The organism is Actinomadura sp. 21ATH, from assembly GCF_041951345.1.
Taxonomy (GTDB): Bacteria; Actinomycetota; Actinomycetes; order Streptosporangiales; family Streptosporangiaceae; genus Spirillospora.
This window is the reverse complement of record NZ_JBGNUR010000033.1, coordinates 13,347-40,199: the sequence shown is the minus strand read 5'-3', so window position 1 is coordinate 40,199 and position 26,853 is coordinate 13,347. Positions and strand designations below refer to the sequence as shown.

Below are 26,853 nucleotides of genomic sequence, written 5' to 3'. Positions count from 1 at the left end.
TACAGGTGGCCGTAGCGCGGTGATAGCGGCGTCCTAATCATGGGCTCTGCCTGGTGGAATGCGGAACGTGACCCACCAGCATCGGCGACTGTATCCGTCATCCGCGCGAACCCTCCGGCAAGGAGAGTCATGCCCCACACGCACCGCGGCCGCACCTGCCGTAGCCGCACCTGCCCGTACGCGCGGTACATGACCCGCCGCCGCCTCTGGCGCCTGGCCGGCGGCCGCCCCGACCGCTACCGTCAGCTCGAGACGGCCCGGCAGATCTGGTACCGCACCACCCGCCGGATGATGGCGGCCGCCGCGGTGGCGTGCCTGCTCGGCGCGGTCATCGTCGCATGGAGCCTGGCGAGCCTGTTCATCTACGGGCCGCCGATCACACCGTGACCGTGGCCGGATGCTGCCAGGCGTGAACGCGCCGTCACGGCCAGGCGTCACACAGGCACCCCGCACGCCAGAGGACGCGCCCCCCGCCACCGCACGTCAACGACAGGGGAACCCATGCGCCTCACCGCCCTCGCCGCCATCCTGCTGGCCGCGCTCACGCTGACCGCCTGCGGAGGCACACCGTCCGCCGACCCGGCGCCCGCGGTCACCGTCACCGAGACCGCCCCGTCCAGCCCGGCCGGCGGCGAGCCGGCCGACAAGACGCCCGCCGCCCCGGCCGCCGAGAAGATCAAGGTGCCGAACGTCGTCGGCAAGAACCACCAGCAGGCGCAGAACGAGATGCAGGCCGCCGGGCTGTACGTGCTCGCCGAGGTCGACGCGACCGGGCAGGGCCGCACGATGATCCTGGACCGGAACTGGGAGGTCGTCCGGCAGTCCCCGAAGGCCGGGACGCGCGTCACGCCGGACACGCGGATCACCCTGTACTCGAAGAAGGTCACCGACTAGCGGCGTACCCTGGCTGCGAGGCCATCGCGCTGGCCGGTTCCCCGCTGATCACGGGGGCGAGGCGACACCGGCCGCCAAGGCGGCCACGTCGCTGGCGCGCTCTGCCGCCCGCCCGCTCTCAGGAGCCGGCGGGCGGTTCGCTGCCCACCACGAATACGCCGCGGCCGACGACGCCGACCAGGCGGCCCTGTTCGATGAGCAGATTGGTGGCGGCGCGGACGGTCTTGCGAGACACGCCGAACTCCTCGCACAGCGCGGCCGCCGACGGGATCGCGCGCCGCGGCGGGTAGGTGCCGTCGTCGATCCGCTGGGTGATGACCGCCGCGATCTGCCGGTAGATCGGCTCCGGCCCCTCAAGATCCACGGTCATCTTCCGAACGTAGCTGACCTGCGTTAATGCTCTCCAGGTGGACCCAGGTAGGGCCATTAGGTGACAGAGGTAACCAGGTGGAGTTACCGTGGGCGCATGGCCCTTCCCCCCTTGCGAGTGGTCCCGGCCATCCCCGGCTGGATCACGCGCCGCGACCACGTCGCCGGCGAACTCGTGGCGACCCGCATCACCAACCTGACCCCGTACCAGGTCGAGCACGGCTGCAAGTCCGAGATCCGTGCGGTCGACCAGCAGGAGCTGGTGTGGCTGTGCACCGGGCAGTCGGTACTGGCCGAGCTGGTCGTGACCGCGTCCCTGGAGCGGCAGGGCAGGGCGGTGCCGGCGGAGGATGAGGCCCCATGAGCGCGGGCGCGGCGCCTCGCGCGGAGGGGTCCGCGCCCGCAGGCGGGCCCGGCGAACCCCGCCATGGCGATGCCGGGCCCGCCCCTTCCCTGTACTCCCTCAACCCCGACGGCGAGGCGTGCGGTGGGCGGCACATGCCGCTGGCCGTGCCGGGCGCCCGCCCGCTGGAGTGGATCCGCATGCTGCCGCCGATCGAGCGGGCCCGCGTGGTGGAGCACACCTGCGAGCGCTGCCGCCCGGTGTCGTTCGAGCTGCTGAATCTCGGCGGGGCGTTCCTCGTCCGGCGCACCGAGACGGCGAAGGGCAAGGTCGTCGTGCACGAGACGGCGCGCGTCCGCAAGAAGCTCGCGCTGGAGTGGTGGCAGCAGCTCCGCCACGGCGCGGCCACATAGACCCCGCGCCCCCGTGGGCCGGTCGGGGTCCACGAGGGCGCGGTTCCAGCCTGACCCCGCGCACAGCAAAGAGCCCCGCCCACCCGAAGGTGAGCGGGGCTCTCGCGTGCCGGACGGGCTTCCCCACCCGCCGACGATCTCAGGGTACCTTTCTCCCGGCGCCGGGAAAAAGGTGGTGACCTGCGGTTACACGCGCGGGCTCGCGCGGCCGACGACCGGCGCCGGGGAGACGTTCTGCCGGAGCAGCAGCGCCAGCACGATCGACAGCGCCGTCACCGTCGCGCCGATCTGCTCGGTCGTCAGCGACAGCCCGAACGCCGCCACCGCCGTCAGCACGGTCGCCGCCGCGCCGGTGATGGTCGAAACCACCACGGGCCGCGTCAGCGCCGCCGCCACGCCCGCCAGCAGCGCGGTGGTGATGACCGCGACGGCCTCCACCTGGGCCTGCGACAGGTCCAGCCCGTAGGCCACCAGCAGCGCCACCGCGGCGTTCACCGCGTAGGCGATCACGGCGGGCTCGAAACCGAAGATCCTCATGACGTCCTCCTAGGACTTGCTCTGGTTGCGCGCCATGGCGACGTAGAGCTGCGCGTGCGCGTGCCCGGTCACCTCGTCGCCGTAGCCCGGCTTGGCCGCCGACCCGACGCTGGCGCGCACCTTGCGCAGCGCCTCGGCCGTCTTGGGCCCGTACTCGCCGTCGGTCTCGCCGAGCGCGGCGCCCTGCCCGGCGGCGCGGATCAGCTCCTGCAGCGCCTTGACCCGCTCGCCCTTGTCGCCCTTCTTCAGCCCGATCACGTCGTCCTCCTCGCTCGACCCGCTGGCCGTGCCGTCGTAGGCCGGGCGCCCGAACCCGGCGATGCTGGTGTGCGACCTGACCCGGCGCAGGCAGGCGTCGCCGGTGTTGCCCTCGATCGTCTGGACGCGGCCGCCGCCGAGCGCCTTCTCCACCACGCCGACGTGGTCGATGTAGCCGATGCCGTCCGAGCCGCCCCAGTCGAAGAACACGACGTCGCCCGGCTTGGCGGCGTTGGTGTTCGCGGGGGTGCCCGGGTACCACCGCCCCGCCTTCTTGAAGTCCTCGGCGTGCCAGACGGTGTACGCGCGGTCCCCGCCCGGGAGCACGGCGGCGGTGTTGCCCGACTGCCGCGCCCAGTACGTCACGGCCATGTCGCACCAGGCCGCCCGCAGGAACCCGTTCCCGTGGCGGCGCGCGTAGTCGGTGGTGATGTAGTTCGGGCGGCCGCGCACGCCCAGGGAGCGCCGGGCCTCCCGCAGCATCCCCTCGGCGGTGCCCATCAGGAGCCCTCGATCCGGTAGGTCGCGCCGCCGCCGGTGTAGGTCGGCGTGAGCTTCGTCAGCAGCAGGTCGGTGTGCTCCGGGCAGTACGGGCCGCAGCGCTTCCGATCGGTGCCGTCAGGGCCGACCAGAACCACCTGCCGTGCACTCTGCGGTTCGCGGCAGCCTGACCGGCTGCACTCGGTCTCGGCGATCACGCTCACGCGACCTCCCTCCGGTACACGCCGTAGCTGTCCGCCTCGCCGTACAGCCCGCGCAGCACGGCCTCCTCGTCGTCCTCGGTCGGCCGGTGCGCCCGGTCGTCGACATCGACGGCGTCCATCCGGTCGATCTCGCGCCGCTCCGGCACGTCCACGTGCGGCGGGTCGGGCTCGGTCATCAGTCCTCCGAAGTGGTGCAGGTCCACGGCCCGGTGGGCGGGACAGGGGGCTGGCAGTAGACGGTGCCGGGCGCAGGCCCGGGCGGGCCCTGCTCCCCGCGGGGACCCTGCTCGCCGCGCGGGCCGGCCGGACCCGCCGGGCCTTGCGGGCCGACGGCGCCGTCCTGGCCGGGCTGACCCGGGGCGCCGGACGCGCCAGGCGACCCCGGCGAGCCGGGCGTGCCCGTACGGCCCGGTGCGCCCGGGGAGCCGGGGCGGCCGGGGGAACCGCCTGGGCCGGGCGCACCGGGGGATCCTGGGGCCCCCGGGGAGCCTGCGGGGCCCGGGCTGGCCTTGGGGTTGGGGACGATGTTGTGCTGACGGAGCTGGCGCTCGTAGGCGTCGCCGCGCCGCTCGGCCGCCTGGAGCCGCTCGCCCAGGCCGTGGATCTGGGCGTTGACCCACCAGCCGAACAGCGACAGGGCCAGCACGCCGAGAATGATCCAGACGTTGCGCTTCATCCGCCGTGCGTGCTCAGCCATCACTTACCGCCGCGCGTCGCCAAGACGATCTGCACGGCCACCGAGAGCAGCACCACCAGCCCAGGGATGACGCCGCCGAACAGCGCCTGCCGCCAGTTCCCCGACTGCCGCTCGGCCTGCTTGTCGGCCTGGGCTCGGATGTCCTTGACGTCGTCCTTGCGCGCCTGCTTCTCGTCGGCGATGGCCGCACGCAACTCGACGAGGTCGCGCTCGACCTCGGCACGGTCGCGGGTGTACAGCTCGACGGAGACGACACGTAGGCCGAGGTCACGGACGGCCTCTTCCAGGCGCTGCAGGCGCCAGGCGATCGTCGATGGGTCATCGGCCACCGAGCCCCCTCGGGTCGCTCATCATCAGCCGATCCTCTTGGCGCGCATCAGGGAGCCGGCGCCGACCCGGGACGCTCCGGCGTTGGTGGTGACCTGGCCCCAGTTCAGCGCGAGGATCCCCGCGGTGGTGGTGGTGACCTCGCCGTGCTCGTAGACCCGGAACATGTTCCCGGTCGCATTCCTGACGCCGGAGTAGGCGATGATCGTGGGGAAATTATGGACGCCCATCCGCACCACGATGTTGTCGGCGTTGACGTCGGTCGTGCCGGACGCCGGGCCCATCACGCTCTTGAACCCGGTCGCGCCGGACGGGACGGTCCACAGGGTGCGGATGTCGCCGGTGGTGTTGCCGCCCAGCAGCAGGAACATCTCGACGAAGTACACCGCCGAGGCTTCCAGCGCGACGACGAGTTCGGGGTCGTCGAGCATGGTGCTCGTGATCCGGTCGGTGTTCTGCAGCTTGCGGATCATGTCGTCCTGCATCGCGGTGAGCAGGCCGGCGGTGACGCGCTGCCCGGCGGCGATCACGGGATATGGGGCCACGCTGGCTGCTCCTTACAGGGCGATGGTCATCGGCTGCGCGAGACGCAGTGCGGTGCCGGTGGTGTGCGCCTTGGCGATGCCGTTGACCGACCGGGTCACGGTGAGCTTCTGCGGGTTGTGCAGGACGACCTCGCCGACCTGGAAGTTGAACGGCAGGGCGTTGGTGTTGCCGGGCGGCAGGTACATCTGCAGGCCGACGTCGCCGCTGGTGTACTCGGAGTGGTGCGCGCTGATGAGCCAGTCGGCCGGCTCGGGTGACCCGTCGGCCCACACCTTGCCGTCGATGCGGCCGTTCTGGATCCGCAGGCGGGCGCGGCGCCAGGCGTTGGCGGTGACCGCGAGGCCGGGCACGATCCGCTCGGCGGCGATGGCGGAGGTCGCGCCGCCGGGCGCCTTGTACTCGATCAGTGCGCGGACGGTGCCGTCGGTCTGCATGGACACCACCAGCGCGTACCAGGTGAAGGTGAACGGATTGAAGTGGCCGATCAGGTAGTAGTAGACGGCGGCGCCGGTGATCGGCGCGACCACGGTCCGGAACGTGGCCTCGACGTCGACGCTCTCGCAGAACTGGACGAGCCCGGCGACGTCGGCGACGTTGGTGGCGGGGATGGCGATCTGCGCGGCGGACCCGTTCACCGAGTAGTGCGCGGCCGGCCCGAACACGGTCCAGGTCTGGCCGTCGGGCGCGGTGCCGAGGCCGTTCGAGACCGTCCGGTTGAACGGGTCGGTGAGCCCGTTCGCCGCGGCGGTGGCCGTGAGGGTCTCACCGCCCATGACGATGTCGAACGGGAACTCGGCGGGGTCGGTCGCCCAGTACGGGCCGTCGGTGGAGGCCACCATCAGCGTGGTGTCGTCGGCGTCCACGTCGGCCAGCAGCACCGACCCGTCGGTGTCGACGCGGCCGTACTCCTCACCGCCCACGACCCCGACCCGGTACGGCGAGCCGGGGACGCAGTTGAACTCGATCGTCCACCGCAGTGACTCGATGACCTCGGTGTAGCCGTCCACGATGAGGTCGACGTCCTCGGGCGGCAGCCACTCCGGCAGCCCCGTCAGCCTGATCACCGACCGCTCGGTGATCGAGGTCGCGGCCGGGATCAGCTCCGGGTGCTTGTGGAGCTTGAGCCGCACGATCGGCCAGCGGGCCTCATCGACGGTGCCCAGATGCAGCCGCCATCCCGCCTGCGCGGCGAGCTGGGAGTCGTCGGCGAGGTTGAGGGTCACCGACTCGTCGTAGACGCCGACGCCGTCGGGCGGCGGCTGGATGGACAGCGGCCCGTCCTCCAGCACCGCCCGCGCCGACGATCCGCCGCGGCGCTCCACGGTGTAGTCGTTGCGGACCTGCTGATCATCGTCGACCGGCTCCAGCGGGTGCGCGACGTGGTCGTGATAGTCCAGGATCAGCGCCGGGTCCTGGTCGTAGGTGGACGCGCGGCTGCGGTAGTTCAGCGCGAGCTCGTCGCGCCGGTCGGCGAGCAGGCCGCCGTCGGCGTCGGCCGCCTCGCCCAGCAGGTCCAGGATGGTCGCGGGAAGCTGCGGTCCCATCGCGACGGTCTCGACGGGGTCGCCGGTCAGCGTCAGCGGGATGTTCTCCTCGGCTGCGAGACGCACGACGCGGGTGCCCGCGGTCTCGCCCGCGTAGCCGCGGCCGGCGGGCACCAGGCCGGTGACCTCCTCGCGGCGGGCACCGGAGGTGACCAGCACGTGCGAGATCGCGCCCGCCTCGAACTCGGCGTCCGAGGCCGCGACGATGGCGGCGTTGTTCAGGCCCATGGCGGCGACAGGGGTGGGGAAGTCGCCGACGAACGTCGAGGCCGCCCCTGCGTGCTCGCCGTTGACGTACAGGTCCACGAGGATGCCGCTCGCGGTGTTGCGGGCATGCAGAGCGAACTGCACGGGACCGACGCCCCAGATCGGCCCGTCGTACACCAGCGCCGAGGTGGCGCCTCCGCCCTCATCGGTGGACTGCACGGCGAACTGCTCGGTGCCGTCCACGGGGTTGATGCGGGCGTAGCCGAGCCACTGCGCGCCGCCCGGGGAGCCGGGACACAGCCAGTGCAGCACGACCGAGTTGGTAAAGGCGTCCTCGGTGCCGGTGACCTTGGGCAGGTCGTACCACCAGGCCACGACCCATTCGCTGGTGCCGCTGACGACGGGGCCGCTGAGCGCGCCGCCGTCGCCGAGTTCGACGGCACCGCCCAGGCCCCCGACGGGCGAGCCGGTGAACGTCACCTCACCGCTGGGGATCATGCCCGCGCGGTTCAGGTAACCCGACACCGCGACGCGAGAGCCGGGGGAGTCCTCCAGCGGCCACCACGCCGTATGCGGGGCTGCGCTGGCGATCGAGCGGCGCACCGCCGAGGCGACCGGCTTGGCGCCCTGGCCGAGGCGGCGGGTGATCCCGGCGGCCTCGATCTGGACGTGGACGTCCTGCCCGGACGGACCCCACCGCACCGGCCACGACGGGACCTCGCCGGCGAACCGGGTCTGCCGGTCGCTGAGATCGGCGGCGCCGGTCAGGTTCCAGGTGCGGCCGGTGCCGTCCACGAACGACGACCCGCTCCCGGCCACCTCGTCCAGGTCCACGTCGACCAGCAGCGGGCCGTCGATGCCGTCGCGCACGCGCCAGGCGTGATAGGTCGCGGCGAACGCCGTGGAGGAGTACCCCGGCTCGCCGCCCAGCACGATCGGCGCGGTGCTGGCGAAGATGGGCTCAGGGCCGCCGTAGGGGCCGCGCTGGGCGCCGAGTTGCGTCCAGGGTCCGTCGATCGAAGGGCCGGTGTAGAAGATGGTGAGTTCGGCGGCGGTGTCCACGGTGACGCGCAGCGCCTGCCGTCCAGGTGCCGAGGACGGCGGGACGGTTGACCAGTTGAAATGGTTGTTGCCGGCGGTGCCGTCCTCCCACCAGGCCAGCAGCGCGAGCCCGTTGTCGGGGTCCACGCCCAGCATCCAGGACCGCTGGTCACCGACGGCGGTGCGCTTGGACAAGATGGTGCCGCCCCGCGCCCATTGGGCGTTGGACATCTCCACGGCCACGTCGAGATTGCTGGTGACGTTGAGGCCCGCCGATCCCACGGCGGTGACCTGGTCGGTTCCGGCGCCGGGGATGGTGACCGTTGAGTGGTCGGCCGGGACGGTGACGCGCAGCGGGGTGTTGCGGCCGAGCTGCCCGAAGTACGGCGACCTGGGATTCCTGGGCGAGTAGCGGCCGTCCTTGTTGTTCAGCGTCATCGTGCAGCGCGATGGGTCGGGCGCCGAGCCCTCGGCGGTCCGGCCGCCGGTGATGGTGATCGGGTCGCGGGTGTAGACGTGCGGGGTGATGTCGGTCCACGTCCCGCCCAGCCGCAGCTCCACCCGGACGTCGATGGCCTCGTCGGGGAACGGCATCAGCCCACCGTCCGGATGCCGAGGTAGCTGGCCTTGCCGCCGCCCTGGGTCGACACGGCGCGGCGGATGAGTTCGACGATGACGCGGTCGAGTCCGGCGCCGCGCGAGTCCACCAGCAGCCGGTTGTCGATCCGCAGCGCACCGCCCTGCGCGGCGGCTGCGCCGACGGGCGCCGGGCGCGCGACCGCACCGGCCGAGCCGCCCGCCGAGGCGGCGCCGGCCAGCGCGCCGGCGGCGGCCTCCACCAGGCCCTGGTTGCGGTTCATGCCCAGCGCCAGGCCCTCGGCCAGGTTCGCGCCGAAGCCGGCGAAGACCTTGCTGGGGCTCGCGATGCCGAGGATCCGGGCGACGGGGCCCGGCACGATCCGGCGTACCAGGTTCACCAGGGAGCGCTGCAGCCAGGAGGCCATGGACACGATCCCGTTCCACAGGCCGCGCAGCAGGTCCTTGCCCGCGTTGACCAGCAGCGATCCCATGTTGCCGAGCGCGGACTTGATCCGGCCCGGCAGGGAGCCGACGAACGAGGCGACCTTCTTCGCTCCGGAGGACACGGTGTCCGGCAGGGTCTTGGTGAAGAAGTTCTTGATCTTGTCCCAGTGGGCGATGATCAGCCCGACCGGGCCGAGGAACCCGACCTTGGCCAACCACTTGATCGTGTTCATCAGCCACGTCGCGCCCTGCTTGATCCACTTCGGCAGGGTCTTGGTGAAGAACTTGGCGACCTTGTCCCAGTTCGCGATGATCAGCGCCACCGCGGCGATCGCCGCCGCGACGATCCACCCGACCGGGCCCATCGCGATCAGCCAGGCGGCCGCCATCCGGGCCGCATGGATCATCGACTGCAGGCCCATCAGCGCCCACCCGGCCACCACGCGCGCGGCCTGCACCGCCATCTGCCCGGCCATCAGCGCGCCGGAGGCGACCACGCGCGCGGCCGTCATCGCAGCCGACACCGCCATGCGCCCGGCAGCCGCCAGGAACGACAGGGCGGCCCGGCCGGCGGCAGCGGCGGCGGTAACCGCGGCACGTGCACCGGCGGCGGCCAGCCGCCCGGCGGCACTCGCCGCCTGAGCCGCGCCCCGCCCCACGGCCGCCGCCGCGCGGCCCGCGCCCCGCCCCACCGACGAGAACGCGCTCCCGGCCTGGGAGGCGAACCTGCGCAGCCGCGAGCTGGGGTCATTGACCGCTTGACCCAGCTTGAACAGGCCCTTGCCCAGCAGCCCGATGCCGGTGAGCAGCGGCCCGATCTTGGAGGTGATGAGCCCCAGCACGATCGACCACGCCAGAAACTGCGTGACCATCCCCTGCATTCCGGGAGGCATCGCCCCGATGATCGTGGCGATCGTGGTCAGTGCGCCGCCGAGGATCGGCAGCACCACCGCGAGCTGTCCGGCGGTCTGGTTGAGCAGCGAGAACAGGCTCGCGAGCTGCTGCTGTCCCTCCGCGCTACCGGACCAGGTCGCGAGCTTCTGCGACAGGATCACCAGGGATCCGAGCAGGTCCCCGGACCCGGCCCCGGCCTGCTTGAACACGTTGGCCAGGGTGATGCCGAGGTTCTTGACGACCTGGCCGAGCTTGTCGGCCGCCATCCGGCCGCGGGCGAACATCGCCGCCATCCGCGACTGCCCGCGCGCCGACTTCGCCCACTCGGCCATCCGCGCCGTCAGCCGCTCGATCGAGCCGAGCATGTCCCGCGACCCGATGCTGCCCGCCCGGAACACGCTGGCGATCGTCGAGCCGACGTTGCGGAAGATCCGGCCGAGCGTCGTCACGGTCGCCACCGCGCGCTCGAACCACCGCGCGGCCTGCCCGGAGGCGACGATCTTCTGGAGCCACTCGCCCATCGAGGTCGCCATGCGCCCGATCGCGCTGCCCAGCCGCGGCATCTGCCCCAGCCCCAGGTTGGCGATGTCGCGCAGCCCGGTCAGCAGCGGCAGGACGCCGCCAGAGGCGTTGTCGATCGCCTTGCGGGTCTGGCCGAACAGGTTGTTCAGGAACCGCAGCGAGTCCGCCTGCCGGACGAACACCGCCACCCGCGCGGTCAGCCCGCCCAGCGAACCCGACACCCCGCTCATGCCCGACTGAATCGGGCCGCGCAGCAGCCGCCCCAGGCCCTGCGACTCCTTGACCAGCGGCTTGAAGAAGGCGTCCTGAACGGTGGTCCGCAGACCCAGCAGCGCCGTGCCCAGCTCGCGCGTCACCGCCCGCGCCGCCGGCGACAGCTTCTCCAGCTCTTCCTCGAACTTGTCGAGATCGCCGGAGACGGCCTTGCCGATCGCGTCACCGACGCCGGTGAAGGCCAGCTTCAGCGCCTGCAGCGCCACCACGGCCGAGGCAGCGATGGCCGGTAGCGCCACTGCCAGCCCGGTCGCCGGCGCGATCGCCGCGCCGAGCGAGATGCCCAGCGAGGCGATCCCTGCCGCCGCCGGCGCGACCGCCGCCGCCAGGGACGACGCGGCCCCGGCCAGCGCCATGAATGCCGCCGCGCGGCCGACCTGCTGCAGCGACCGGTGGACGCCGCGTATCGTGCGCCGGAACGCCGAGTCGTCGGCGGTGATGCGGGCGACGAGCTGACCGAGGTCGAGGGCCACAGACTCACCCCCTGCCGTTACTCGCTGCCTTGTCGGCGTCCTTGTCGGGCGGCGCGAAGTGGCGGTTCAGGCGGGTCTCGGCCGTCATCAGCCCGGTGATCCGGGCGCGCAGCCACCGCCACTTGCGCCGGCGCAGGATTCCCGACCCGACGTCGATCCCGTAGTGGGAGTGCAGGTCAGCCTCGATCAGCGGCCACTGCGCGAGGAGGTCGTCCCAGGCGACCTTCGGGCCGCCGCTGTTGACTTCGAGGCCCTCGTACTCTTCGTAGAGGCCCGTGACGGGGTCTTTCTCGCCGATGCCGCGGACGCCCGGCGGGAGGCCCGGTTCGGCGCCGGGCCCGTCGCTTCCGGGTCACCACCGGCCTCCCAGAACGCGCGCGCCGAGTCCTTGTCGGAGATGATCCATACCATCGCGGTCTGCGCCGCCATCTTGATCCGGCTGTTCTTGACGCCGTCGGCGCGCATCTGCTCGTACGCCTCGCCCAGCACCCGCTCGTACAGCAGGTCCTCGTCGGCGTCGTCGAGCACCACAGCCGATTCGTCGACCGGCCTGCCAGCCTTCCTCGCCGCGGCGGCCTCCTGCCCGATCTTGGCCAGGCGCCGCACCCGCAGCGCGGTCTCGCCGTCGACGTCCTCGATCCGGTAGACGCGGCCCTGGATAGGCAGCTCCAGGTACTCCTCGTCGAGGAAGTCGTCCAGGTCCTTCCAGTCGCTCATCTGCCCCGCCTCAGATCGCCGGGTTGGTGATGACGGTCCGCTTGCCGTTCCCGGTGATCTTCACGGTGACGGCCTCCAGGTCCTTGGCGTCGCCGCCCTCCGGCTCCCACGACACCGACCCGAAGCCCTGGTATGCCTCGGGGCCGCCCTCGCGGTCGTACCAGCGCACGTGCGCGGTGCCAGCAGCGCCGAACTGGTCGGCCTTGGCCCGCAGCGCCTCCTGGCCAGGGTCGTGGTTGCCTGACTCCACGCCCTTCTTGCGCAGGATCTTCGTCTCGATCTCCCAGCTCATCTGGGTCTTGGTGTTGGACGCCCACCCGTCGGAGTCGTAGTCGGAGTCGTCTTCCATGTTGTTCTCTTGCGTCGGCTTCAGCTCGCCGATCGCCCGGACCCGCGTCCACACCGGCGACGAGACCGTGCCGGTGTTGACCTCCAGGATCCAGCGGCGGGCCAGCGTCGAGGTGAGCTGCTCCTCGGTCGGCGCCGCGTAGGTGAAAATGCCGGTGCCGGTGATCGCGCCCGGGGCCAGGACGACGTCCTTGGCGCCCACGGTGCCCGGCGGCGTCACGATCCGCAGCAGCGTCGGCGACAGGTCCTCGAAGCCCTGGACGGCCGTACCGCCCACGGTGACGCCGGTGACCAGGTGCATGTCCGTGCCGGTGATCAGGTGGCTCGTCCCGCCGGTGGTCGGCCCGGTGGCCGGGGTGATCCCGGTGATGGTGATCGCCATGGTTCCTCTCTCAGGGGTCAGTCGGGCCGGTAGGCGTTCGGCCGGGACGCGTGGATGAAGTAGCTGCAGGACCGCTCGTAGCGGCCTTGACGGTCGACGCCCAGTAGCGCAGTGCTGCGCCGGTAGATCAGCGACGTGTAGACCCGGGCGTCGCCGGTGCCGAGGGTGAGCATCCGCGCGCCGTGCAGCACCCCCCACACCGCGTCGGCGGCCTCCTCGACCGAGTCCGGGTCGGTGGTGCCGCGGGAGCGGACCTGCACGCCCACGGTCACGTCGGACAGGCCGGCGTCCTCCAGCTCCACCTCGACGTAGGCGCCGATCGCGTACGCCCGGTCGAAGGCGTCGGGCAGCGTCCGCAGCGTGATCGGCGGCGGGGTCGCGGTGGTGTAGGCGCCGGCGGGCTGCCACTGCCCCACCCCCTGCGCGGCCAGGTGCGCCGCGAGCCCGGCCAGCAGGTCCTCAGTCCAGGACATTCACGTGCCGAGGAAGTTGCGGATCCGGCGGGCCATCACGCGCAGCATCGGCGGCCGATGCGTCATCATCGGGATCTCCAGGTACTTACGGGAGCGGCCCGGGTCGTGCTGGTAGTAGGGGTCCTCGTGCTGGCGGACCGCGTTCTCGTCGCTGTAGGACACCGCTGCCGCGCCGGTGGCGTCGGTGGTGACGTGCCCGGAGGCCAGCAGCTTCCCGGTCTCCAGCGGCACCCGCTCCTGGGACTTGGCCAGCAGCAGGTCGGCGGCGGCCCGGCTGCCCGCGGCGCTGCCGCGGCGCAGTTGCGCCTCGATGCGGTGGCCGTTCCAGTCCAGGTCGAAGCTCACGCGCGCACGCGTCATGCCACCTTCACCTCCAGATGCCGCACCCGGCGGTTCTCCCAGCGGCGCGTCACCGTCACCGCGCGGCCGACCTGCCCCGACGGCAGCGTGATCCGCGACCGCTCCGGGCAGTCGGTGCCGTACGGCAGGTACACGGTGGCGACCGGGGTCGCCTCGTGCCGCTCGGCCGACCCGTCGCGGACGGCCTCGACGTCCACGCCCTCCTGCACCCGCGCCCGCGCGACCACCGGCGGCCCGTACACCGCGCCGCGGGCGCCCTCGCCGGTCAGCGGCTCGATCGTCACCCGCTGGCGCATGAGCCGGGTGACGCTCATCCGACCGTCACCACCTGCGCGCCGGCGCCGCCGAACCGGTTGCTCAGCCGTGACCGGGTGCGGTCGGACAGCTCCATCTCGGTGGTGCCGGACTCGCCGTTGTAGGTGACCGCGTAGTCGCCGAGCCGCTCGGCCGCGATGTTGCTCACGGCCAGCCCGGACCCGTCGTCCTCCTCACCGGCCAGCACGATCGCCGTGGCGGCCATCCGGCACACCAGGTCCACCACGTCCGCGGGGACCTCGGCCAGCCCGTGCACGTACGTCACCGTCACCGGCCGCGGCACCGGCGCGCACACGCCCCAGCCGTACGGCCGGAACAGGCGCCCGTCGATCAGCGCGTAGCCGCCGTCGCCGTCCGGGGCGACCGTCTCACCGTCCAGCACCACGCTGGTCACCGACACGATCGGCGGGCCCGGCAGCCGCAGCCACGACGACCCGTCGCCGTACAGCGCGACCGTCGAGGTCACCCGGGAGATCGGCACGCCGGCCGCGTCCCGGACCGCCGCCGACGCCACGCCCAGGTAGGTCTCGGCGAGCTGCTCGTCGTCCCAGGCGATCCGCCGGGCGTCCAGGTCCGCCGTCGTCGCCAGCGGGGCCAGCGCCACCTACTCCGCCTTCTCTTGCTGGCCCTTCGCCGGGGCCTTGGCGGGCGCCTTGCGCGCGCCGACCTTGGTGACGCTCTTGAGGTCGTCGCGGCGCACCAGCTTCTTGAGGTACTCGTGGGTCTCGCCGCCGTCCTCCAGTCGCAGACCCACGGTCTGCCCGGAGTTGTTGACGACCTCGTAGACGCTCTCGGCCATGTCGCTCTCCTCGAATCAGGTCGGCAGGGTGGTGGTGACGTCGATGTCCATGACCGCCAGGGCCTCCGGCCGCACGACCCGCGCCCCGTACAGGTGCAGGCCCTTGAGGGCGTCGGAGAACGACGACTCGGGGCGGTACGCCTCGGTCTTGTTGATCTGCTCGGCGAACGTGGTGGCCATCCGGTGGCCGGCGATCGCGAAGTTCGACACCTCCGGCGGGGTGCCGGCGGTGCCCGCGGGCAGGTTCAGCGACACCAGCACCGAGAACCCGGAGATGCGGCCGACCTCGCCGTTGCGGATGCCGTCGGTCGAGCCGTACTGCGAGGCGTCGATGAACCGGGCGTCCTGGAGGATCACCGCGTAGAACTCCGGCGACACGATCAGGAAGCGGCCCTCGGCCGGGACCTTGGCCTTGTCGAGCTTGAGCCGCAGCGCCAGCACGACCTTGTAGGCCGCGTCCGCGGTGGCCACGTCACCGGCGGTCAGCACGTTGCCGGCGTTGGTGGTCATCAGCGTGGCCAGGTACAGGTCAGCCACGTCCCGCAGCCCGTCGGCGGCCTCCATCGCCGCCTTGCTCATCAGCTGCCCGTCGTCGCGGACCTGCCGGGCGTCGATGTCGTCGACCTCGAACGCGAAGTACTTCGACTGGTCGATGACCAGCGTCTGGTCGGTCGTGGTCAGCGTCTGCGGGTTGATGACCGTGGAGTTCTTGGTGTACGTCGCGATCGTCGGCGCCGCCAGGGAGCCGATGTGGACGGTGTCGCCGTACTCGGAGATGTCGCCCTCGTAGTCGCGGTTGATCACGTCGGTCTGGCCGAAGACGTACCGCTTCTTCAGGGACACCAGCAGTTCGGCGTTCCACACCTCCGGGATGAAGGTGTCAACAGCCATGTTCTTCTCCTTCGGGGATTACCGGTTGATCCCGAGCGCTTCGTTCAGCCGGCCCTCGGCCTTGGCCTTCACGATCGCTTCGGGGCTCATCCGCTTGAGGTCCTCGCGGCTGAGCTGGGATGGCCGGCCGTTCCCCTTGCGGGAACCTCCGTCGCCGGTGCCCTGGAACCTGGACTTGCCGCCTTGCGCGGCCAGGTAGGGCTCGTCTTTCAGCAGCTTGCCGATCGCCGACGCGATCTCGTCGGGGTCGACGTCGCCGTCCTCGCTGACCTCGAACTGGTCGAGGTCCAGCAGCTTCACCGCCAGCGCCGGGTTCGCCAGCCGGCCCGCCGCGGCGGCCTTGATCTCGGCGCGCAGGATGCGGGAGTTGGCCTTGGCGATCGCGGCGCGCTCGGCCTCCCGGGCGGCCTCGGCGACCTTGTCGTCCCCGTTGCGGAGACGCTCCAGCTCGGCCTTGGCCTCGCGCAGTTCGGCGGCGGCCTTCTTGCGCTTCTCCTTCTCCGCCTGCAGCGCCTTCTCGCCGGCGGCGCCGAGCGGCTTGTCGTCGTCGGCCGGCTGCTCGGCCGGCTCCTGCGGGTCCTGCTCCGGCGCCTCCGGCTCGGCGGTCGGCTCGGTCGGCTCGGCGGGTTCGGTGGTCTTCTCGTCGGACATGCGGACTCCCGTTGCGGGTGGGTTGGCCTGCCGTTGCGGCAGGTCAGACGATGTAGCCGTAGAGGCGCAGCAGGCGGATCGCCTCCGCGCGGTCGCCGTTGGCGAGGCGGTAGATCTCCTCGGGCATGATCCGCGGCGACGGGGACCCGCGGCGGCGCGCGGACCCGCGGCGCGTGGTGCCCTCGGTCGTGGTCCGGCGCCCGCCCGCGACCGACAGGCCACGGCGCGCGTTGACGACCTGGCCGATGTCGGCGCCGTCCCGGATCGCCTGCGCCGCGGCCGCGCCGAACGTCCGGTCCTGCTCGGCCCGCGACATGCCGTCGAAGATCTGCTTGGCGGTGCGCCTGGCCGCCCGGTCCCGGTAGTCCTCGATCGTGTAGATCGGCCGGTGCACGCACGCGCAGTTCGGATGCCGCTCGAAACCATCACTCCAGGCGTAGACCTGGCCGGCCAGGATGATGCACCGCGAGCACGCGCCCGCGTTCACCATCCGCTCGTAGCCGAGGATCACCCGGTCGCCGGCCTGCGCCACCCCGGCGGCGACCCGGCCCGCGTCGTCGACCTGCGTCGCCACGATCATCGCCATCCGGCGGATCATCCGCTCGAACGCCTCGTCAGGGCTCATGCCGCGCTCGATGTTGCGGATCGCCGTCGCGATCGGCACGCCCAGCAGCGAGTTCAGCGACCGCCCGTCCGACGCCGTCCCAGCCAGCGCCCGCGACGACACCCGGCCCGCCATCCGCGACCGCACCCCGGCCGCGCGCAGCACCTGCCGGATGTAATCGGCGCCGGCCTCGGCCGACTCCTGCTGCGCCGCGATCACCGCGGCCAGCACCCGCTCGTCGACGCCGCCCGTCCACGACGCCCCAGGACGCTCCCGCGACATCAGCCCCAGCATGCGCAGCACCGCCGCCAGGGTCCGCTGCACGAGGTTCTGCTGGCGCTCCTGGTGCGCCCGGACGACCTCCTCGGTCGTGGGCACCGACTACTCCGCGGCCAGCGGCTCGTCGACCGGCTCAGGCTCGCCCGCGGGCTGCTCCGGCGGGCCGTCCAGGTCGGGGCGCCCGTTCATCATCTGGCTCACCGGGTCCAGCGCGGCCTCACGCTCACGCATCGCCATCACGTCGGCGATCTGCGGTGGGGTGAGCCCGTAGCGGGCGGCCAGGAACTCGAACGGGAACCCGATGGTCTTCAGCTTCATCAGCGAGTCGGTGAGCTGGGCGACGTTGCGCGACTCCGGGTCCGCCCACAGCAGCGTGCCGGCCGAGATCGCCTGCGCCTTGCTCTCGTTGCCCTGAGCCAGCGCGATCAGCCGGAACATCTCCCGCAGGCTCGCGCCCATCCACAACTGCTTCTCTTCGACCCGCTTGACCAGGCCCGTCTCGGCCGCGATCAGCGCGTCGCCGCTCAGATTCGCCATCTTGCCGATCAGGTAGTGCGCCGGCGTGCGAGTCTGCGCCGCGATGTGCCCGACCGCGACCTCGATCACGTCGGTGTACGCCTTCAGATCCGCGGCCGGCCAGTTGGCGATGGAGGCGTTCTCGTCCTCGATCCACATGACGCGGTCCAGGGTGAACTTCTCCAGCGGGATCGGAATCTCGCCGATGACCTCGCCGGCCTCGTTCAGCTTCGGCATCTTGGGCATCTCGGCGCCCAGGATCGCCCTGGCGGGGAGGCTGGCGAAGTCGGCGCTGTTGAATAGCAGCGCCCACAGGTAGTTGATCGCGTCCTGCATTGCGACGACGCCTGCGATGTCGGAGATCGGGTCCGCGGTCAGCAGCGGCCGGTTCGGCATCTCCACCATCGGGACGACGCCCATGGGGTTCGGCTGCGGGTTCGGCTCATCGGCGATCTCCCGCTGCTCCCACTTGGCGATCTCCTCGTCGATCGCGGCCTGCTGCGCGGGCTTCTCCTCCCGGCGCAGCGCCCGACGCAGCTTCCACACCTCGTCGGGAAGGTAGAGCGTCGCAAACTCGTAGCTGCCGTCCTGCCACCACTTCAGCGCCGCGACCCGCCTGCGCCGCGACCCGGCCTCGTAGGCCACGATGGCCTGCCCGGCGTCCTCGAACGTCACCGTGGGCGTCTCGTCGTCGTCGGGGTTGCCCCACACCAGCACAAACGACCGGCCGGCACCCACCGACGCCAAAAATCCCAGCTGGGATTCGGCGTCCAGGTCGTTAACCTGCCACACCCGCCACGATTCAGCGTCGGCCTTGTCGGCCCCGTACGGCTGGATCCCCGTGACGGTCAGGCGCTCCACCGGCGCATCCGCGACCACCTGGCACCAGTTGTCGGCGAAGTCGCGGTAGCGGTCCCCGAAGAACTTGCGGAACTCGCCGGAGGCGAACTTCAGCCGCATCTTCCCCCGGTAGTAGGCGTCCATCCGCCGCACCTCGGGGTCCCGGCGGGCCAGCTCATCGGTCAGCCGGTCGGCCAGGCTGGACGCCTGCGCCAGGGTGAGCGCCACGAGACCTCCTACAGCATCGACGAGGTGTAGACGTAGCTCTTCTTCTTCACCCGGTTCAGGCCCGCGGCGACGGCGTCACCGGCGGCCTCATGGACGATGATCGAGGTGACGCAGGCGTCGATCTTCTGCGGATCGGATGCCTTGTCGAGCACGTACCGGCCGCCCGGGCGCACCTTCTTGCGCGTGTTCGCCACATGCTGCGCCGTGATCGGACACCCGTCGTGAGCGAAGGTGCTGTCCACCTTGACGACGTCGGTCAGCAGACGCTCGGCCGCCGCATGCATCTGCGCCGGCCGCCACGTATACCAGCGGATCATGACCTTCTCGCCGTACCGGTCCACCCAGGCGTCGCACTCCGACTCCCAGTACGGCGGGTCCAGGTAGCCGCGCACCACATTGAAGGAGGCCATGACCTCCTCCATCGCCGCGTCGACCTCCAGCCGCGGCACCTGCCCGCCGCGATCGGCCGGATTCCAGATCGTCGGCCGGCCATCGGCATAGGTGGGCGTGAACTGGTAGCCGTCCAGCGTCTCCAGCCGGATCGCCGTCCAGTCGTCGGTGTCGGAGCCGTCGAACCCCAGCACCACCGGCGCCCCGACCGGGACCTCGCGCGGCTTGGTGCGGGCCTCCCAGGCGCCGTGCCGCATCCACGCGTCGCTGCCCGACACGATCCGGTTGCCGAAGAACCGCTCCGCCTGCGCCGGGTCGACCAGCAGAAGCTCGGCGGCCTCGGCCTCGATCGCATCCAGGTCGACGTGCGCCGACCCCGCGTACACGTGCCGGTGGATCCGGCGCCGCTCGCGCTTGTCGGTGTAGCTCAGGCCCGCCGGCGGCAGCTCATGGAACCGGAAGACGTCCTTCACCTGCGCCTCGGCCGTGCGCTGCGCGACGCTGCCCTCAGAGGGATCCCAGGCGTTCGTGGTCTCCATCGACCGGCCGCCCATGCCCGCCAGGCCGCGGCGCTGCGTCTCGGCCACCCGGATCATCTTGTTGGTCTTGTTGTACAGGCCGGTCTCGTCCTGCAGCGCGAAGGTGATCGGGTTGCCCAGCCGGGACTGCGCCGAGGACGTCACTACGTCGATGCGGCCCTCGTCGCCGATCCGGATGAAGTTCTCCCCGACCTTCATCTGCTCGCCGAGCGGACCGCCCTTCACCATCGCCTGCAGCGGGCGGTACACGTTCGCGACCTGGTCCTCAGAGGTCGCTAGGAGCTGGATCAGCGGCGTCGGCCACGGGATGCCCATCGGGTCGCCCGGCTCGTACTCCCACATCCACCCGCAGTCGCAGCCGTGCTGCGCGCACACGTACGCCTCGCCGCCCTCGGCCCACCCGTCGAACACCGCGGGACCGCGGGCCTCCAGGCAGATGACGGACGCGCTCCACGGGCCCTTGCCGGTCTTCTGCGGGGCCACCACCTGCGACCGCCGGTTCTGGAAGGCCGGCGCGAGCTGCCCGACCGTCGCGGCCGGCCGCACCCGGTAGTGGTTGACGGTGCACCAGAGCTGCCAGTCGTACAGCTCGAACGGGTCGCCCTTGGCGAAGCGGTCGGGAACGATGCAGTGCTGCGCGATCCAGTCGGCGGCCAGGAACCCCAGCGTCGGCCAGCGGACGACCCAGTCATTCCTCTTCTGTGTCATCGCGGACGACCTTGAACCGGTCCCGCGCCGACGACCGCTTCGGCATCGCCTTGGACGGGGCCGGCACCGCCTCGGCCGGCGCGGCCGACACGATCCGCCACCGGTTGCACCGCAGCCCCGGCGTCGTCAGCCCCAGCGAGTCGGCCATCTGCCGCACCAGCGTGCCCAGGTTGATCGGCGCGTCCGGCTTCTCCACCTCGGCGAACTTGCGGACGTACAGCGCCACCTCGTGCTCCTGGCCGTAGCGCTCCCACATCAGCGCCTGCGGCTTGCGCCACAGGTCACCCCACAGGTCGGCCTCGCGCTCGGAGTGCCCGGTCAGCGGCCACACCGGCGCATCGCCCTGACGGCCGGCCGCGGGCAGCAGCACCCAGTCGCCCTTGTCCCGCTCGCGCCGCAGCGCGTTCGGGTCCGGCGGCGGGCCCGACCTGGCGTGTCCACCCTTCGGCATGGTGATCATCCCTCCTCGGCCGCGTTGCGCGACCACAGGCGGGCGCCACGTTGCGTGACACCCAGTGGATCAAGGTCACCCGATCACGGCCACGCAGCGTGACCAGCACGGGTGATCATGGGGGGCTCTGACCCGCCCGACCGGGCAGAGCCCTCCCGCACGGTCGACGCCCCTACGTGATCAAGGGGTCCACCCCCACGCTGAGTGACCATGGCCCCTGTCACGCGCTGTGATGGGCGCCGGGGGCGTGTGGGCCCTGTGACCTGGGGTGATGTCAGGTGGCGTGCCATCCGCCGGGCTGGCGGCGGGCGGTCTGTGCGGAGTCGCAGGGGGCGCAGAGGCCGCGGCCGTGGACGGGGTCGTCGGGGTCGAGGCCCTTGGCGACGAGCTGCCTGCGGTCCAGTGGCCAGTGGTCGGCGACGGTCGAGGGTGCACGCCGGCAGATGACGCACACGGGGTGCTTGGCCAGGACGCCCTTGCGGAAGCGGCCCCTGTGGCGGGCCCCGTAGCCGCGCTGTGCGCTGTTGCCCCTGCGCTTCTCGGCCTCGGCCTTGCATCCGTCGCAGCGCCCGCCCTGGGTGAGTTCAGGGCAGCCGGGGACCGTGCATACGCGCAGTCCCCGGCGTCCCATCCCACCACCCCCCGGGGTGAGTCATTGGTGCGGCAGATGTGGCAGGGCCATCCTGAGGCCGATGCACACGCCCAGCATGGCCGCCACGCCGCTGAGGATCTGTGCGCCAACGGGGCCTATGAGGGGCATCAGGGCAACGCAGATCAGGGTCAGTAGTACGGCTGTCACCGCGATCGACCAGGCCCAGAGGCGGCCGTAGAAGCCGAGCATCACAGGTCCCTCACTCTCAGCGGCCCGTAGACGATGGTCTTGCGTGAGGTGCCCTGTACGGCGTCGACGCGGTACCAGCGGTCTCCGGCCTCGGTCAGATCCGTCTCGGGGATCGCCACGCTGTAGGTGCCGCCGTCGGGGTCGGTGATGGTGATCTCGCCGGTGGCGGTGGACAGGACGGTCGCGTCGGCGTCGGGCGTCTCAGGGGTGTCCTTGAGGAGCATCTCCAGGGTGACGCCGGTGAGGTCGAGGGGCGTTCCGAAGTCGGCTTCGGTGACGGTCCCGGCGAGGGTCTCGTCGTTGCCCTGGGACAGCGCGAGCGTGATCCGCTTGGGCATCGGGCCTCCTCAGATCGTCCCGGTGAGCCGTCCCGTCGCCATGAGGGCTCCGTCGCGGTGGTCGAGCACGCTCAGGGAGCCTGTGAGCGTCCCGGAGGGCTCCAGGGTCCCGGCGTACTGCCCGGCCTCGCTCAGGGCGCCCTCGTAGTGCCCGGAGGGGCTCAGGGTGCCGGTGAGGTCCGGGAGCGGTGCCCCGTCGACGGTCGCGGTCGCGGTGAGCCCGATGACGGCCTGCGCAGTGCCGTATGCCGTCCTGCGTCCGGTCGCTGAGGCGCTCAGGGTCAGATGCGCGGTCGCGGTGCCGGTGACGATCGGCGGGCCGGTGGTCTCGCCGGTCGCGGTGGCCGTGAGGGTCGCGGTGAACACCGCCGTCCCGTGCACGGTGCGCCGTGCCGTCGCCGTGGCGGTGAGCGCGCCGAGCGTGGCCGTCAGGGCGCCTCGTACGGTCCTGTGGCCTGTGGCGGTCGCGGTGAGCGCGCCCAGGTTCGCGGTGGCCGTTCCGGTGACCTCGCCGGACGAGATCCCGTTCGCGGTCGCCGTGAGGCCGCCCAGGTCGGCCGTGGCGGTGCCGGACGTCCTGCGAGTGCCGGAGGCGGTCGCGGTGAGGTCCAGGGCGGCGGCGGCGAGCCCGGTGACGCTGCGCCGGCCGGTGGCCGATGCGGTGATGCCGCCAAGCGCGGCCGTGGCGGTGCCGGTGGTGCGGCGAAGCCCCGTGGCGGTCGCGGAGGCCGTGAGCGCGCCCAGCGCCGTCCCGCGGGTCGTGCGGCGTCCGGTCGCGGTGGCCGTGCCGCCCAGGAGGGCGGTGGCGGTGGCCCGTACGGTCCGGTCGCCCTGCGCGGTCGCGGCCAGTCCGCCGAGGCTCGCGAGCGCGGTGGCGCCTACCCGCCGGGTGCCGGCCGCGGTGGCGCTCATGGTGAGCGTGGCGGCTGCTGTGCCGCGTACGGTGCGCTTCCCGGCCGCCGTGGCGGTCAGGGCGCCGAGGTCGGCGGTGGCGGTGCCGGTGATGGTCTGCGCGCCCGCGTTGATCGCGACGAGGAAGCCGCCGGAGTTGGCGGCAGCAGGGCTCATCGTGGCGGTGCGCGTGCCGGTCGCTCCGGCGGCGGCGAGCTGCTGCTGGGCGATCTGCCCGTTGGAGGTGGCGGCGCCGGACACGATGCCCTGCTGGCCGACCTGGGTCATGCCGGCCGCGGCGGTGAACGTCGCGATGGTCGAGGTGCCGGTGTTGTTGTGGCTGAAGCTGAGTAGCAGCGTCTCGGTCTCGTCGGTGGTGACCGAGGGGTGGACCAGGCTCGCGGTGCCGGTGAACACCGACGTGGCCCCGGCGACGTTGATCGGGTCGGCGAGGTCGGCACCGGTCACACGGCAGATGATCGTGAAGTTCCGGTTGCTGCCGCTGCCACTGAACGTGTAGGTCGCGGGCTCGGATCCGACGTTCGTGATCGCCTTGACGCAGGCTGCCCAGGTGCCGTTGCCGCCCTCGTTCTTGGCGACCGTCCAGCCCGCGGGTGCGGTGACGGTGCCGCCCGCGTTGCGGTGGTAGAACAGCGTGACGAGCAGGTCGCCGTTGGCGGTGTTGGCGGGCCGGTTGCAGGCCGCGCCGGTGCCGCTGGCGGCGAAGCTCGTGGTGACGTTCCCGGCGCCGGTGAGCGCGATCGGCGCCATGGGTCACCGCCTCCCGGGCGCGCGGCTCAGGCCGCTACGGCGAGGGTGACGTCGAGGTCGCCGATTGGGATCACGAAGTCGTCTCCGACCATGACGGCGTTGGCGCCGACGGTGCCGGAGAACAGGAAGTTCCCGGAGGTGCTGGCGTCCCAGGCGGAGAAGTGGGTGTAGTCCTCGGCGCCCGCGACGCTCGTCCAGGTGAGCGCGGCGGTGTTGCTGATCGCGCCGCCGGACGCGGCCGAGCCGAAGGTGCCCTGGATGCGGTCGGTCTCGACGGCGGGATTGGCGGTGGCGGCCGCGCCGGGGTCGCCGATGTGGAGCTTGACCCACACGGCGGACGGCTGGGTCCATGCGACGTTGCGGCACAGGGCGTTGAGGATCGCGTTCGCCGTCGCGGGGGCGAATCCTACGGCCACGTGGATCACCTCCCGGGCATGAAGAAAGGCCCGGCGGATGGCCGGGCCTTTCGACAGTGAACGTCAGTCGATCACACTGTACTCGCCACACCGCTACGCGGGCAACGAACGGCCCATCTCGGTGATGACGTCGAGGATGTCCCCGATCCGGTAGACGGGCCGGCCGCGCGGGTCGATGCCGTGGGCGGCGATCCGGCCGAGCTTGGCCCATCGGCGGATGGTGGACTCAGGCGCCTTGATGTCGAGGCGGGCCAGAAGCGCGGCGGCACCGTAGGGGTGGGCGAGCTGGTCGCGGATCTCTTCGCGCATCTTGTCGTGCTGGTCGGCGACGTCGTACGGCTCGGCGTCGCATTCGCGGCATTGCACGACGCTGGCGCCGGGGCGGGCGTAGAGCGCTTCGCCGCATTCGCAGCGCCCGGCGAACACCCGCTCGCCGGGACGGTCCACGGCGCGCTGTGCAGCCCGCACGGCGGCCGTGAGTTCCTCGCACGCCTCAGAGGCCGCCGGATGCCTCAGAAGCCGCGAGAGGCCCGCTGAGAGCCACGCGGCCATGCTCTGGCAGGTGTCGGCCGGTCCCCGCGAGTACGGGAGCATCCGGCACGAGGGGTGCTCGCACGCCGCGCACACGGGGCCCTCGCGGGGCTCGATCTCCATGGCGCGGACCCAGCCGACGAGGGTGGAGCGCAGGATCCGCGCGGCCTTGGAGGCGCGCGGGTCGAACACCATCGGCGTCTCGGCGGAGCGGCCGCCGCCGGTCTTGGACGTCTGCCGCGACAGGGTGGTGTCCAGCTCGCCGGCGAGCCACGCCACGGAGGTCAGCGCGCGCCCCAGTTCCGCGCTGCACGCTCCGCAGGGCCGTCCCCGGTCGGCGGGCCGGTCGCAGTGCGAGACCGGGCAGGGAACGCTCACCGGCGGTCCATCCCTTCGTGGATCAGTGCGACAGCCACCGCGGTGAGGCCGAGCACGACGGTGGCGACGACCACGGTCACCGTGGCGGCGAGCCATCCCATGTCGAGCCCGGCGGCGACGAAAGTCCCGCCGAACACCAGCGCGAGGATCGCCGCTCCGGCGACGAGTCGGACGTTCACGCGGGCTCCTTGGGCGTGATGGTGAACCGGGCGAGCAGGTGCCGGGCGGCCTGCCGGTACTGTGCGCGTCCGCTGCCCGTGAGGTCGTCCCAGGCGGGGTGGTCGCCGCGGTGGATCTCGACGTCGGCGGCGTGGATGGCGCGGGCGATGACACCGACGTCGCGCTCGGCCTTCTGCTCCAGCAGTTCGCGTTCCCAGTCGGCGAGGGGTTCGGGGTCGGTCCAGGACACGCCGTCGCCGGCGAGGTGGCCGGTCTCGTCGTCGACGGCGGCCTGCACATCGGGGTCGCGGGTCATGACGCCTCCTGGCCGGTGGCGATGCGGCGCAGTTCCTCGGACGCGAAGGAGTAGGCCTCTTCGACGCGGCGGGAGATCTCCTCGGCGATGAGGGCCTGGTACTCGTCCCAGTGGGCGACGGCGAGGCGTTCGCGGGCGGCCTTCTCGGCGTCGACCATGACCTCGCCCGGCTGGACGGAGCCCGGCAGGTGTAGGGCGCACACGACGCGGCGGTAGGCCTTCTCGAACTGCGTGCCGGAGTGGACGCGGTTGACCTGGACGGCGACGGGCGGCCCGCAGGGGATGCGGCTGGGCGCCCGGTTGGCCCAGGAGCAGGCGAGGCCGTCTCCGGGCTGCCACTCGCGGATCTCTATCTGGGTGCTCACGCGGTCTCCTGGTCTCGTAGGGGGTGGCAGGCGGGCTACGGCTGCAGGTCCTTGGGGCGCGGCTTGGGCGGCTTGGGGAACACGCCGGCGCACAGCCGGCGGAGTTCGGCGGCGCGGGCGGTGTCGCCGGGCGGCAGGGCGGGGGCGGGTTCGCGGCGGCCGGAGGCGACGGCCTCGCGCTGCTCGCGCAGGGCGCGCAGGTACACGCGGGTGTTGTCGTCGCCGGGGACGGGGATGTACTGGAAGTCGTGGAGCCGGTCGGCGCGCATCTTGCGGACGCGGCGGCGCACGTGGCCGGCCTCCAGCCACACGCCGGGCTCTTCGCGGAAGTGGTCGGCGACGGCGGTGCGGGCGTCGGCGAAGTCGAGGTCGCCGATGTCGAACGCCCAGACGGTGACGTCGGCCTTGCCGATGGTGCGGCGGTCGCGGGCGGCGATCTCGGTGAGCAGGTCGATGACCTGTTCGGGCGTCATGCCAGTTCTCCTCGGATCAGGTTGAGCTGGGGGTCTTGGGTGAGGCCGAGTTCGGCCTTGAGGGCTTGGGCCTGGGCGACGCGGTCGTCGGTAGTGGAGCGTCCGGGCACGGCCCGGCCGGATGCGCGCTGGCCGGGCCGGTCGCGCTCTCGCTGCTCTTTGCGCATCCAGTTGCGCCAGGTCTTTTCCCAGTCGAGTTTCCGGCCCTTGGCGCCGGGCACCGAGCGCCAGTAGTCGCAGAAGGCTTCGTGGTCTTCCATTCCGCACAGCGGCGCTTTCTCGCCCGCCCATTTGCGCATTGCGGGGGTGACGGGGAAGTCGTCGGGCAGGCGGGTGCCGCGGTCGGCGCGTCGTGCGGGGGGACCCGGCGAAGCCGGGGGGGCGTCCCTAGGTAGTTCTTCGTTAGAAGAACTACGGGTCGGGTCGGGACGGGACGGGGTTACGAACACATCCCGAACGTTCGCCTGTTGTTCGCCCGAACGTTTCTGGGGCTGACCAGGGGCTTTGCGTTTTGCCCGCAGGTTTCGCATGCGTTCTCGCGCCGCGTCGCGCTCGCGTTTCACGTCGACACTTCGAGGGTTGTAGTCGCTCCAGTCGTGGAACCGGTAGCCGCCCTTCGCTCGCCTCCACAACCCGCACGTGACCAGCGCTTCCGCCAGCTTGTCCGAGTCCGGGAGCAGCCGCGGGAGCACGTAGTGCGGCACGAACCCGTCGGTGAGGTTCGCGCTCGACCACGTGCCGGCGACCACCCACAGACCCAGGGCCGCGGGCTCGGCCGCCAGCACCTTGGGGTGGGAGTGAAAGGTGTCGTCCACCCG

At 72.0% G+C, this 26,853-nt stretch carries 38 protein-coding genes; 4 read left to right on the top strand and 34 right to left on the bottom strand.

What is annotated here, in order from left to right; translation table 11 throughout:
• Positions 1-129 precede the first annotated feature (129 nt).
• On the top strand, positions 130-387 hold the full coding sequence (locus tag ACA361_RS42000) for a hypothetical protein (RefSeq protein ID WP_375020751.1): 258 nt from the start codon (positions 130-132) through the stop codon (positions 385-387).
• A 114-nt stretch (positions 388-501) separates the two neighbouring features.
• On the top strand, positions 502-894 hold the full coding sequence (locus tag ACA361_RS41995; protein WP_375020750.1) for a PASTA domain-containing protein: 393 nt from the start codon (positions 502-504) through the stop codon (positions 892-894).
• Between the two features lie 118 nt (positions 895-1,012).
• Here ACA361_RS41995 and ACA361_RS41990 read toward each other — a convergent pair whose 3' ends face one another.
• Positions 1,013-1,264, bottom strand: a complete 252-nt coding sequence (locus ACA361_RS41990; protein ID WP_375020749.1) for a GntR family transcriptional regulator — start codon at positions 1,262-1,264, stop codon at positions 1,013-1,015.
• A gap of 96 nt (positions 1,265-1,360) precedes the next feature.
• Between ACA361_RS41990 and ACA361_RS41985 the strand changes: the two genes are divergently transcribed.
• Together ACA361_RS41985 and ACA361_RS41980 are read left to right on the top strand one after the other, a co-directional pair.
• Positions 1,361-1,627 carry a hypothetical protein gene (locus ACA361_RS41985; RefSeq protein WP_375020748.1) on the top strand — a complete coding sequence of 89 codons (267 nt, stop codon included), beginning with the start codon at positions 1,361-1,363 and terminating at the stop codon, positions 1,625-1,627.
• A complete protein-coding gene (locus tag ACA361_RS41980) occupies positions 1,624-2,019 on the top strand; it encodes a hypothetical protein (protein WP_375020747.1) in 396 nt (131 codons plus the stop codon). The genes ACA361_RS41985 and ACA361_RS41980 overlap by 4 nt, the downstream gene beginning before the upstream one ends.
• 186 nt (positions 2,020-2,205) lie before the next feature.
• On the opposite strand, the gene ACA361_RS41975 is transcribed toward ACA361_RS41980, so the two are convergent.
• The 33 genes from ACA361_RS41975 to ACA361_RS41815 all read right to left on the bottom strand — a co-directional run bounded on the left by ACA361_RS41975 (position 2,206) and on the right by ACA361_RS41815 (position 26,850).
• The gene (locus ACA361_RS41975; RefSeq protein ID WP_375020746.1) at positions 2,206-2,556 is read right to left on the bottom strand and encodes a hypothetical protein; all 351 of its coding nucleotides are present in this window, start codon (positions 2,554-2,556) and stop codon (positions 2,206-2,208) included.
• A 9-nt stretch (positions 2,557-2,565) separates the two neighbouring features.
• Complete coding sequence (locus tag ACA361_RS41970; RefSeq protein WP_375020745.1) at positions 2,566-3,315, bottom strand: CHAP domain-containing protein; 750 nt, start codon at positions 3,313-3,315, stop codon at positions 2,566-2,568.
• Entirely contained in the window at positions 3,315-3,518 is a 204-nt protein-coding gene (locus tag ACA361_RS41965) for a hypothetical protein (protein WP_375020744.1), read from the bottom strand. The genes ACA361_RS41970 and ACA361_RS41965 overlap by 1 nt, the downstream gene beginning before the upstream one ends.
• Positions 3,515-3,694 (bottom strand): hypothetical protein, encoded by a 180-nt coding sequence (locus tag ACA361_RS41960; RefSeq protein ID WP_375020743.1) that lies wholly within the window; start codon positions 3,692-3,694, stop codon positions 3,515-3,517. The genes ACA361_RS41965 and ACA361_RS41960 overlap by 4 nt, the downstream gene beginning before the upstream one ends.
• Positions 3,694-4,215, bottom strand: coding sequence for a hypothetical protein (locus tag ACA361_RS41955; protein ID WP_375020742.1), 522 nt, complete (start codon positions 4,213-4,215; stop codon positions 3,694-3,696). Before ACA361_RS41955 ends, ACA361_RS41960 begins: the two co-directional genes overlap by 1 nt.
• Positions 4,215-4,544: a hypothetical protein gene (locus ACA361_RS41950; protein ID WP_375020741.1), complete on the bottom strand. Its 330-nt coding sequence runs from the start codon at positions 4,542-4,544 to the stop codon at positions 4,215-4,217. Before ACA361_RS41950 ends, ACA361_RS41955 begins: the two co-directional genes overlap by 1 nt.
• A gap of 24 nt (positions 4,545-4,568) precedes the next feature.
• Complete coding sequence (locus tag ACA361_RS41945; RefSeq protein WP_375020740.1) at positions 4,569-5,087, bottom strand: hypothetical protein; 519 nt, start codon at positions 5,085-5,087, stop codon at positions 4,569-4,571.
• 12 nt (positions 5,088-5,099) lie between these two features.
• A complete protein-coding gene (locus ACA361_RS41940) occupies positions 5,100-8,474 on the bottom strand; it encodes a hypothetical protein (RefSeq protein WP_375020739.1) in 3,375 nt (1,124 codons plus the stop codon).
• Positions 8,474-11,065: a hypothetical protein gene (locus ACA361_RS41935; RefSeq protein WP_375020738.1), complete on the bottom strand. Its 2,592-nt coding sequence runs from the start codon at positions 11,063-11,065 to the stop codon at positions 8,474-8,476. The genes ACA361_RS41940 and ACA361_RS41935 overlap by 1 nt, the downstream gene beginning before the upstream one ends.
• A gap of 186 nt (positions 11,066-11,251) precedes the next feature.
• Positions 11,252-11,782, bottom strand: coding sequence for a hypothetical protein (locus ACA361_RS41930; RefSeq protein ID WP_375020737.1), 531 nt, complete (start codon positions 11,780-11,782; stop codon positions 11,252-11,254).
• A 10-nt stretch (positions 11,783-11,792) separates the two neighbouring features.
• Complete coding sequence (locus tag ACA361_RS41925) at positions 11,793-12,512, bottom strand: phage tail tube protein (RefSeq protein ID WP_375020736.1); 720 nt, start codon at positions 12,510-12,512, stop codon at positions 11,793-11,795.
• Positions 12,513-12,529: 17 nt separating this feature from the next.
• On the bottom strand, positions 12,530-12,985 hold the full coding sequence (locus ACA361_RS41920; protein WP_375020735.1) for a minor capsid protein: 456 nt from the start codon (positions 12,983-12,985) through the stop codon (positions 12,530-12,532).
• On the bottom strand, positions 12,986-13,345 hold the full coding sequence (locus tag ACA361_RS41915; RefSeq protein ID WP_375020734.1) for a hypothetical protein: 360 nt from the start codon (positions 13,343-13,345) through the stop codon (positions 12,986-12,988).
• Positions 13,342-13,659, bottom strand: a complete 318-nt coding sequence (locus ACA361_RS41910; RefSeq protein ID WP_375020733.1) for a hypothetical protein — start codon at positions 13,657-13,659, stop codon at positions 13,342-13,344. The genes ACA361_RS41915 and ACA361_RS41910 overlap by 4 nt, the downstream gene beginning before the upstream one ends.
• A complete protein-coding gene (locus ACA361_RS41905; RefSeq protein ID WP_375020732.1) occupies positions 13,656-14,264 on the bottom strand; it encodes a hypothetical protein in 609 nt (202 codons plus the stop codon). The genes ACA361_RS41910 and ACA361_RS41905 overlap by 4 nt, the downstream gene beginning before the upstream one ends.
• Positions 14,265-14,459 carry a hypothetical protein gene (locus ACA361_RS41900; RefSeq protein WP_375020731.1) on the bottom strand — a complete coding sequence of 65 codons (195 nt, stop codon included), beginning with the start codon at positions 14,457-14,459 and terminating at the stop codon, positions 14,265-14,267.
• Positions 14,460-14,474: 15 nt separating this feature from the next.
• A complete protein-coding gene (locus tag ACA361_RS41895) occupies positions 14,475-15,350 on the bottom strand; it encodes a P22 phage major capsid protein family protein (protein ID WP_375020730.1) in 876 nt (291 codons plus the stop codon).
• Between the two features lie 18 nt (positions 15,351-15,368).
• Positions 15,369-16,001, bottom strand: coding sequence for a hypothetical protein (locus ACA361_RS41890; RefSeq protein ID WP_375020729.1), 633 nt, complete (start codon positions 15,999-16,001; stop codon positions 15,369-15,371).
• Positions 16,002-16,044: 43 nt separating this feature from the next.
• Complete coding sequence (locus tag ACA361_RS41885) at positions 16,045-16,983, bottom strand: hypothetical protein (RefSeq protein ID WP_375020728.1); 939 nt, start codon at positions 16,981-16,983, stop codon at positions 16,045-16,047.
• Positions 16,984-16,986: 3 nt separating this feature from the next.
• Positions 16,987-18,468: a phage portal protein gene (locus ACA361_RS41880; protein ID WP_375020727.1), complete on the bottom strand. Its 1,482-nt coding sequence runs from the start codon at positions 18,466-18,468 to the stop codon at positions 16,987-16,989.
• An 8-nt stretch (positions 18,469-18,476) separates the two neighbouring features.
• A complete protein-coding gene (locus ACA361_RS41875) occupies positions 18,477-20,105 on the bottom strand; it encodes a hypothetical protein (protein ID WP_375020726.1) in 1,629 nt (542 codons plus the stop codon).
• The gene (locus ACA361_RS41870; protein WP_375020725.1) at positions 20,086-20,556 is read right to left on the bottom strand and encodes a hypothetical protein; all 471 of its coding nucleotides are present in this window, start codon (positions 20,554-20,556) and stop codon (positions 20,086-20,088) included. Before ACA361_RS41870 ends, ACA361_RS41875 begins: the two co-directional genes overlap by 20 nt.
• A gap of 274 nt (positions 20,557-20,830) precedes the next feature.
• Complete coding sequence (locus ACA361_RS41865) at positions 20,831-21,187, bottom strand: hypothetical protein (RefSeq protein WP_375020724.1); 357 nt, start codon at positions 21,185-21,187, stop codon at positions 20,831-20,833.
• Between the two features lie 21 nt (positions 21,188-21,208).
• Positions 21,209-21,397: a hypothetical protein gene (locus ACA361_RS41860; RefSeq protein ID WP_375020723.1), complete on the bottom strand. Its 189-nt coding sequence runs from the start codon at positions 21,395-21,397 to the stop codon at positions 21,209-21,211.
• Positions 21,397-21,735, bottom strand: a complete 339-nt coding sequence (locus ACA361_RS41855; protein WP_375020722.1) for a hypothetical protein — start codon at positions 21,733-21,735, stop codon at positions 21,397-21,399. The genes ACA361_RS41860 and ACA361_RS41855 overlap by 1 nt, the downstream gene beginning before the upstream one ends.
• Before the next feature lie 9 nt (positions 21,736-21,744).
• On the bottom strand, positions 21,745-23,397 hold the full coding sequence (locus tag ACA361_RS41850) for a beta strand repeat-containing protein (protein ID WP_375020721.1): 1,653 nt from the start codon (positions 23,395-23,397) through the stop codon (positions 21,745-21,747).
• Between the two features lie 26 nt (positions 23,398-23,423).
• Positions 23,424-23,813: a hypothetical protein gene (locus tag ACA361_RS41845; protein WP_375020720.1), complete on the bottom strand. Its 390-nt coding sequence runs from the start codon at positions 23,811-23,813 to the stop codon at positions 23,424-23,426.
• A 93-nt stretch (positions 23,814-23,906) separates the two neighbouring features.
• Positions 23,907-24,722 carry a hypothetical protein gene (locus ACA361_RS41840; protein ID WP_375020719.1) on the bottom strand — a complete coding sequence of 272 codons (816 nt, stop codon included), beginning with the start codon at positions 24,720-24,722 and terminating at the stop codon, positions 23,907-23,909.
• Positions 24,719-24,901, bottom strand: a complete 183-nt coding sequence (locus tag ACA361_RS41835) for a hypothetical protein (RefSeq protein WP_375020718.1) — start codon at positions 24,899-24,901, stop codon at positions 24,719-24,721. The genes ACA361_RS41840 and ACA361_RS41835 overlap by 4 nt, the downstream gene beginning before the upstream one ends.
• The gene (locus tag ACA361_RS41830; RefSeq protein ID WP_375020717.1) at positions 24,898-25,197 is read right to left on the bottom strand and encodes a hypothetical protein; all 300 of its coding nucleotides are present in this window, start codon (positions 25,195-25,197) and stop codon (positions 24,898-24,900) included. Before ACA361_RS41830 ends, ACA361_RS41835 begins: the two co-directional genes overlap by 4 nt.
• The gene (locus ACA361_RS41825) at positions 25,194-25,562 is read right to left on the bottom strand and encodes a hypothetical protein (protein ID WP_375020716.1); all 369 of its coding nucleotides are present in this window, start codon (positions 25,560-25,562) and stop codon (positions 25,194-25,196) included. The genes ACA361_RS41830 and ACA361_RS41825 overlap by 4 nt, the downstream gene beginning before the upstream one ends.
• A gap of 35 nt (positions 25,563-25,597) precedes the next feature.
• Positions 25,598-26,035 carry a hypothetical protein gene (locus tag ACA361_RS41820; protein WP_375020715.1) on the bottom strand — a complete coding sequence of 146 codons (438 nt, stop codon included), beginning with the start codon at positions 26,033-26,035 and terminating at the stop codon, positions 25,598-25,600.
• A complete protein-coding gene (locus ACA361_RS41815) occupies positions 26,032-26,850 on the bottom strand; it encodes a hypothetical protein (protein ID WP_375020714.1) in 819 nt (272 codons plus the stop codon). Before ACA361_RS41815 ends, ACA361_RS41820 begins: the two co-directional genes overlap by 4 nt.
• Positions 26,851-26,853: the final 3 nt, after the last annotated feature.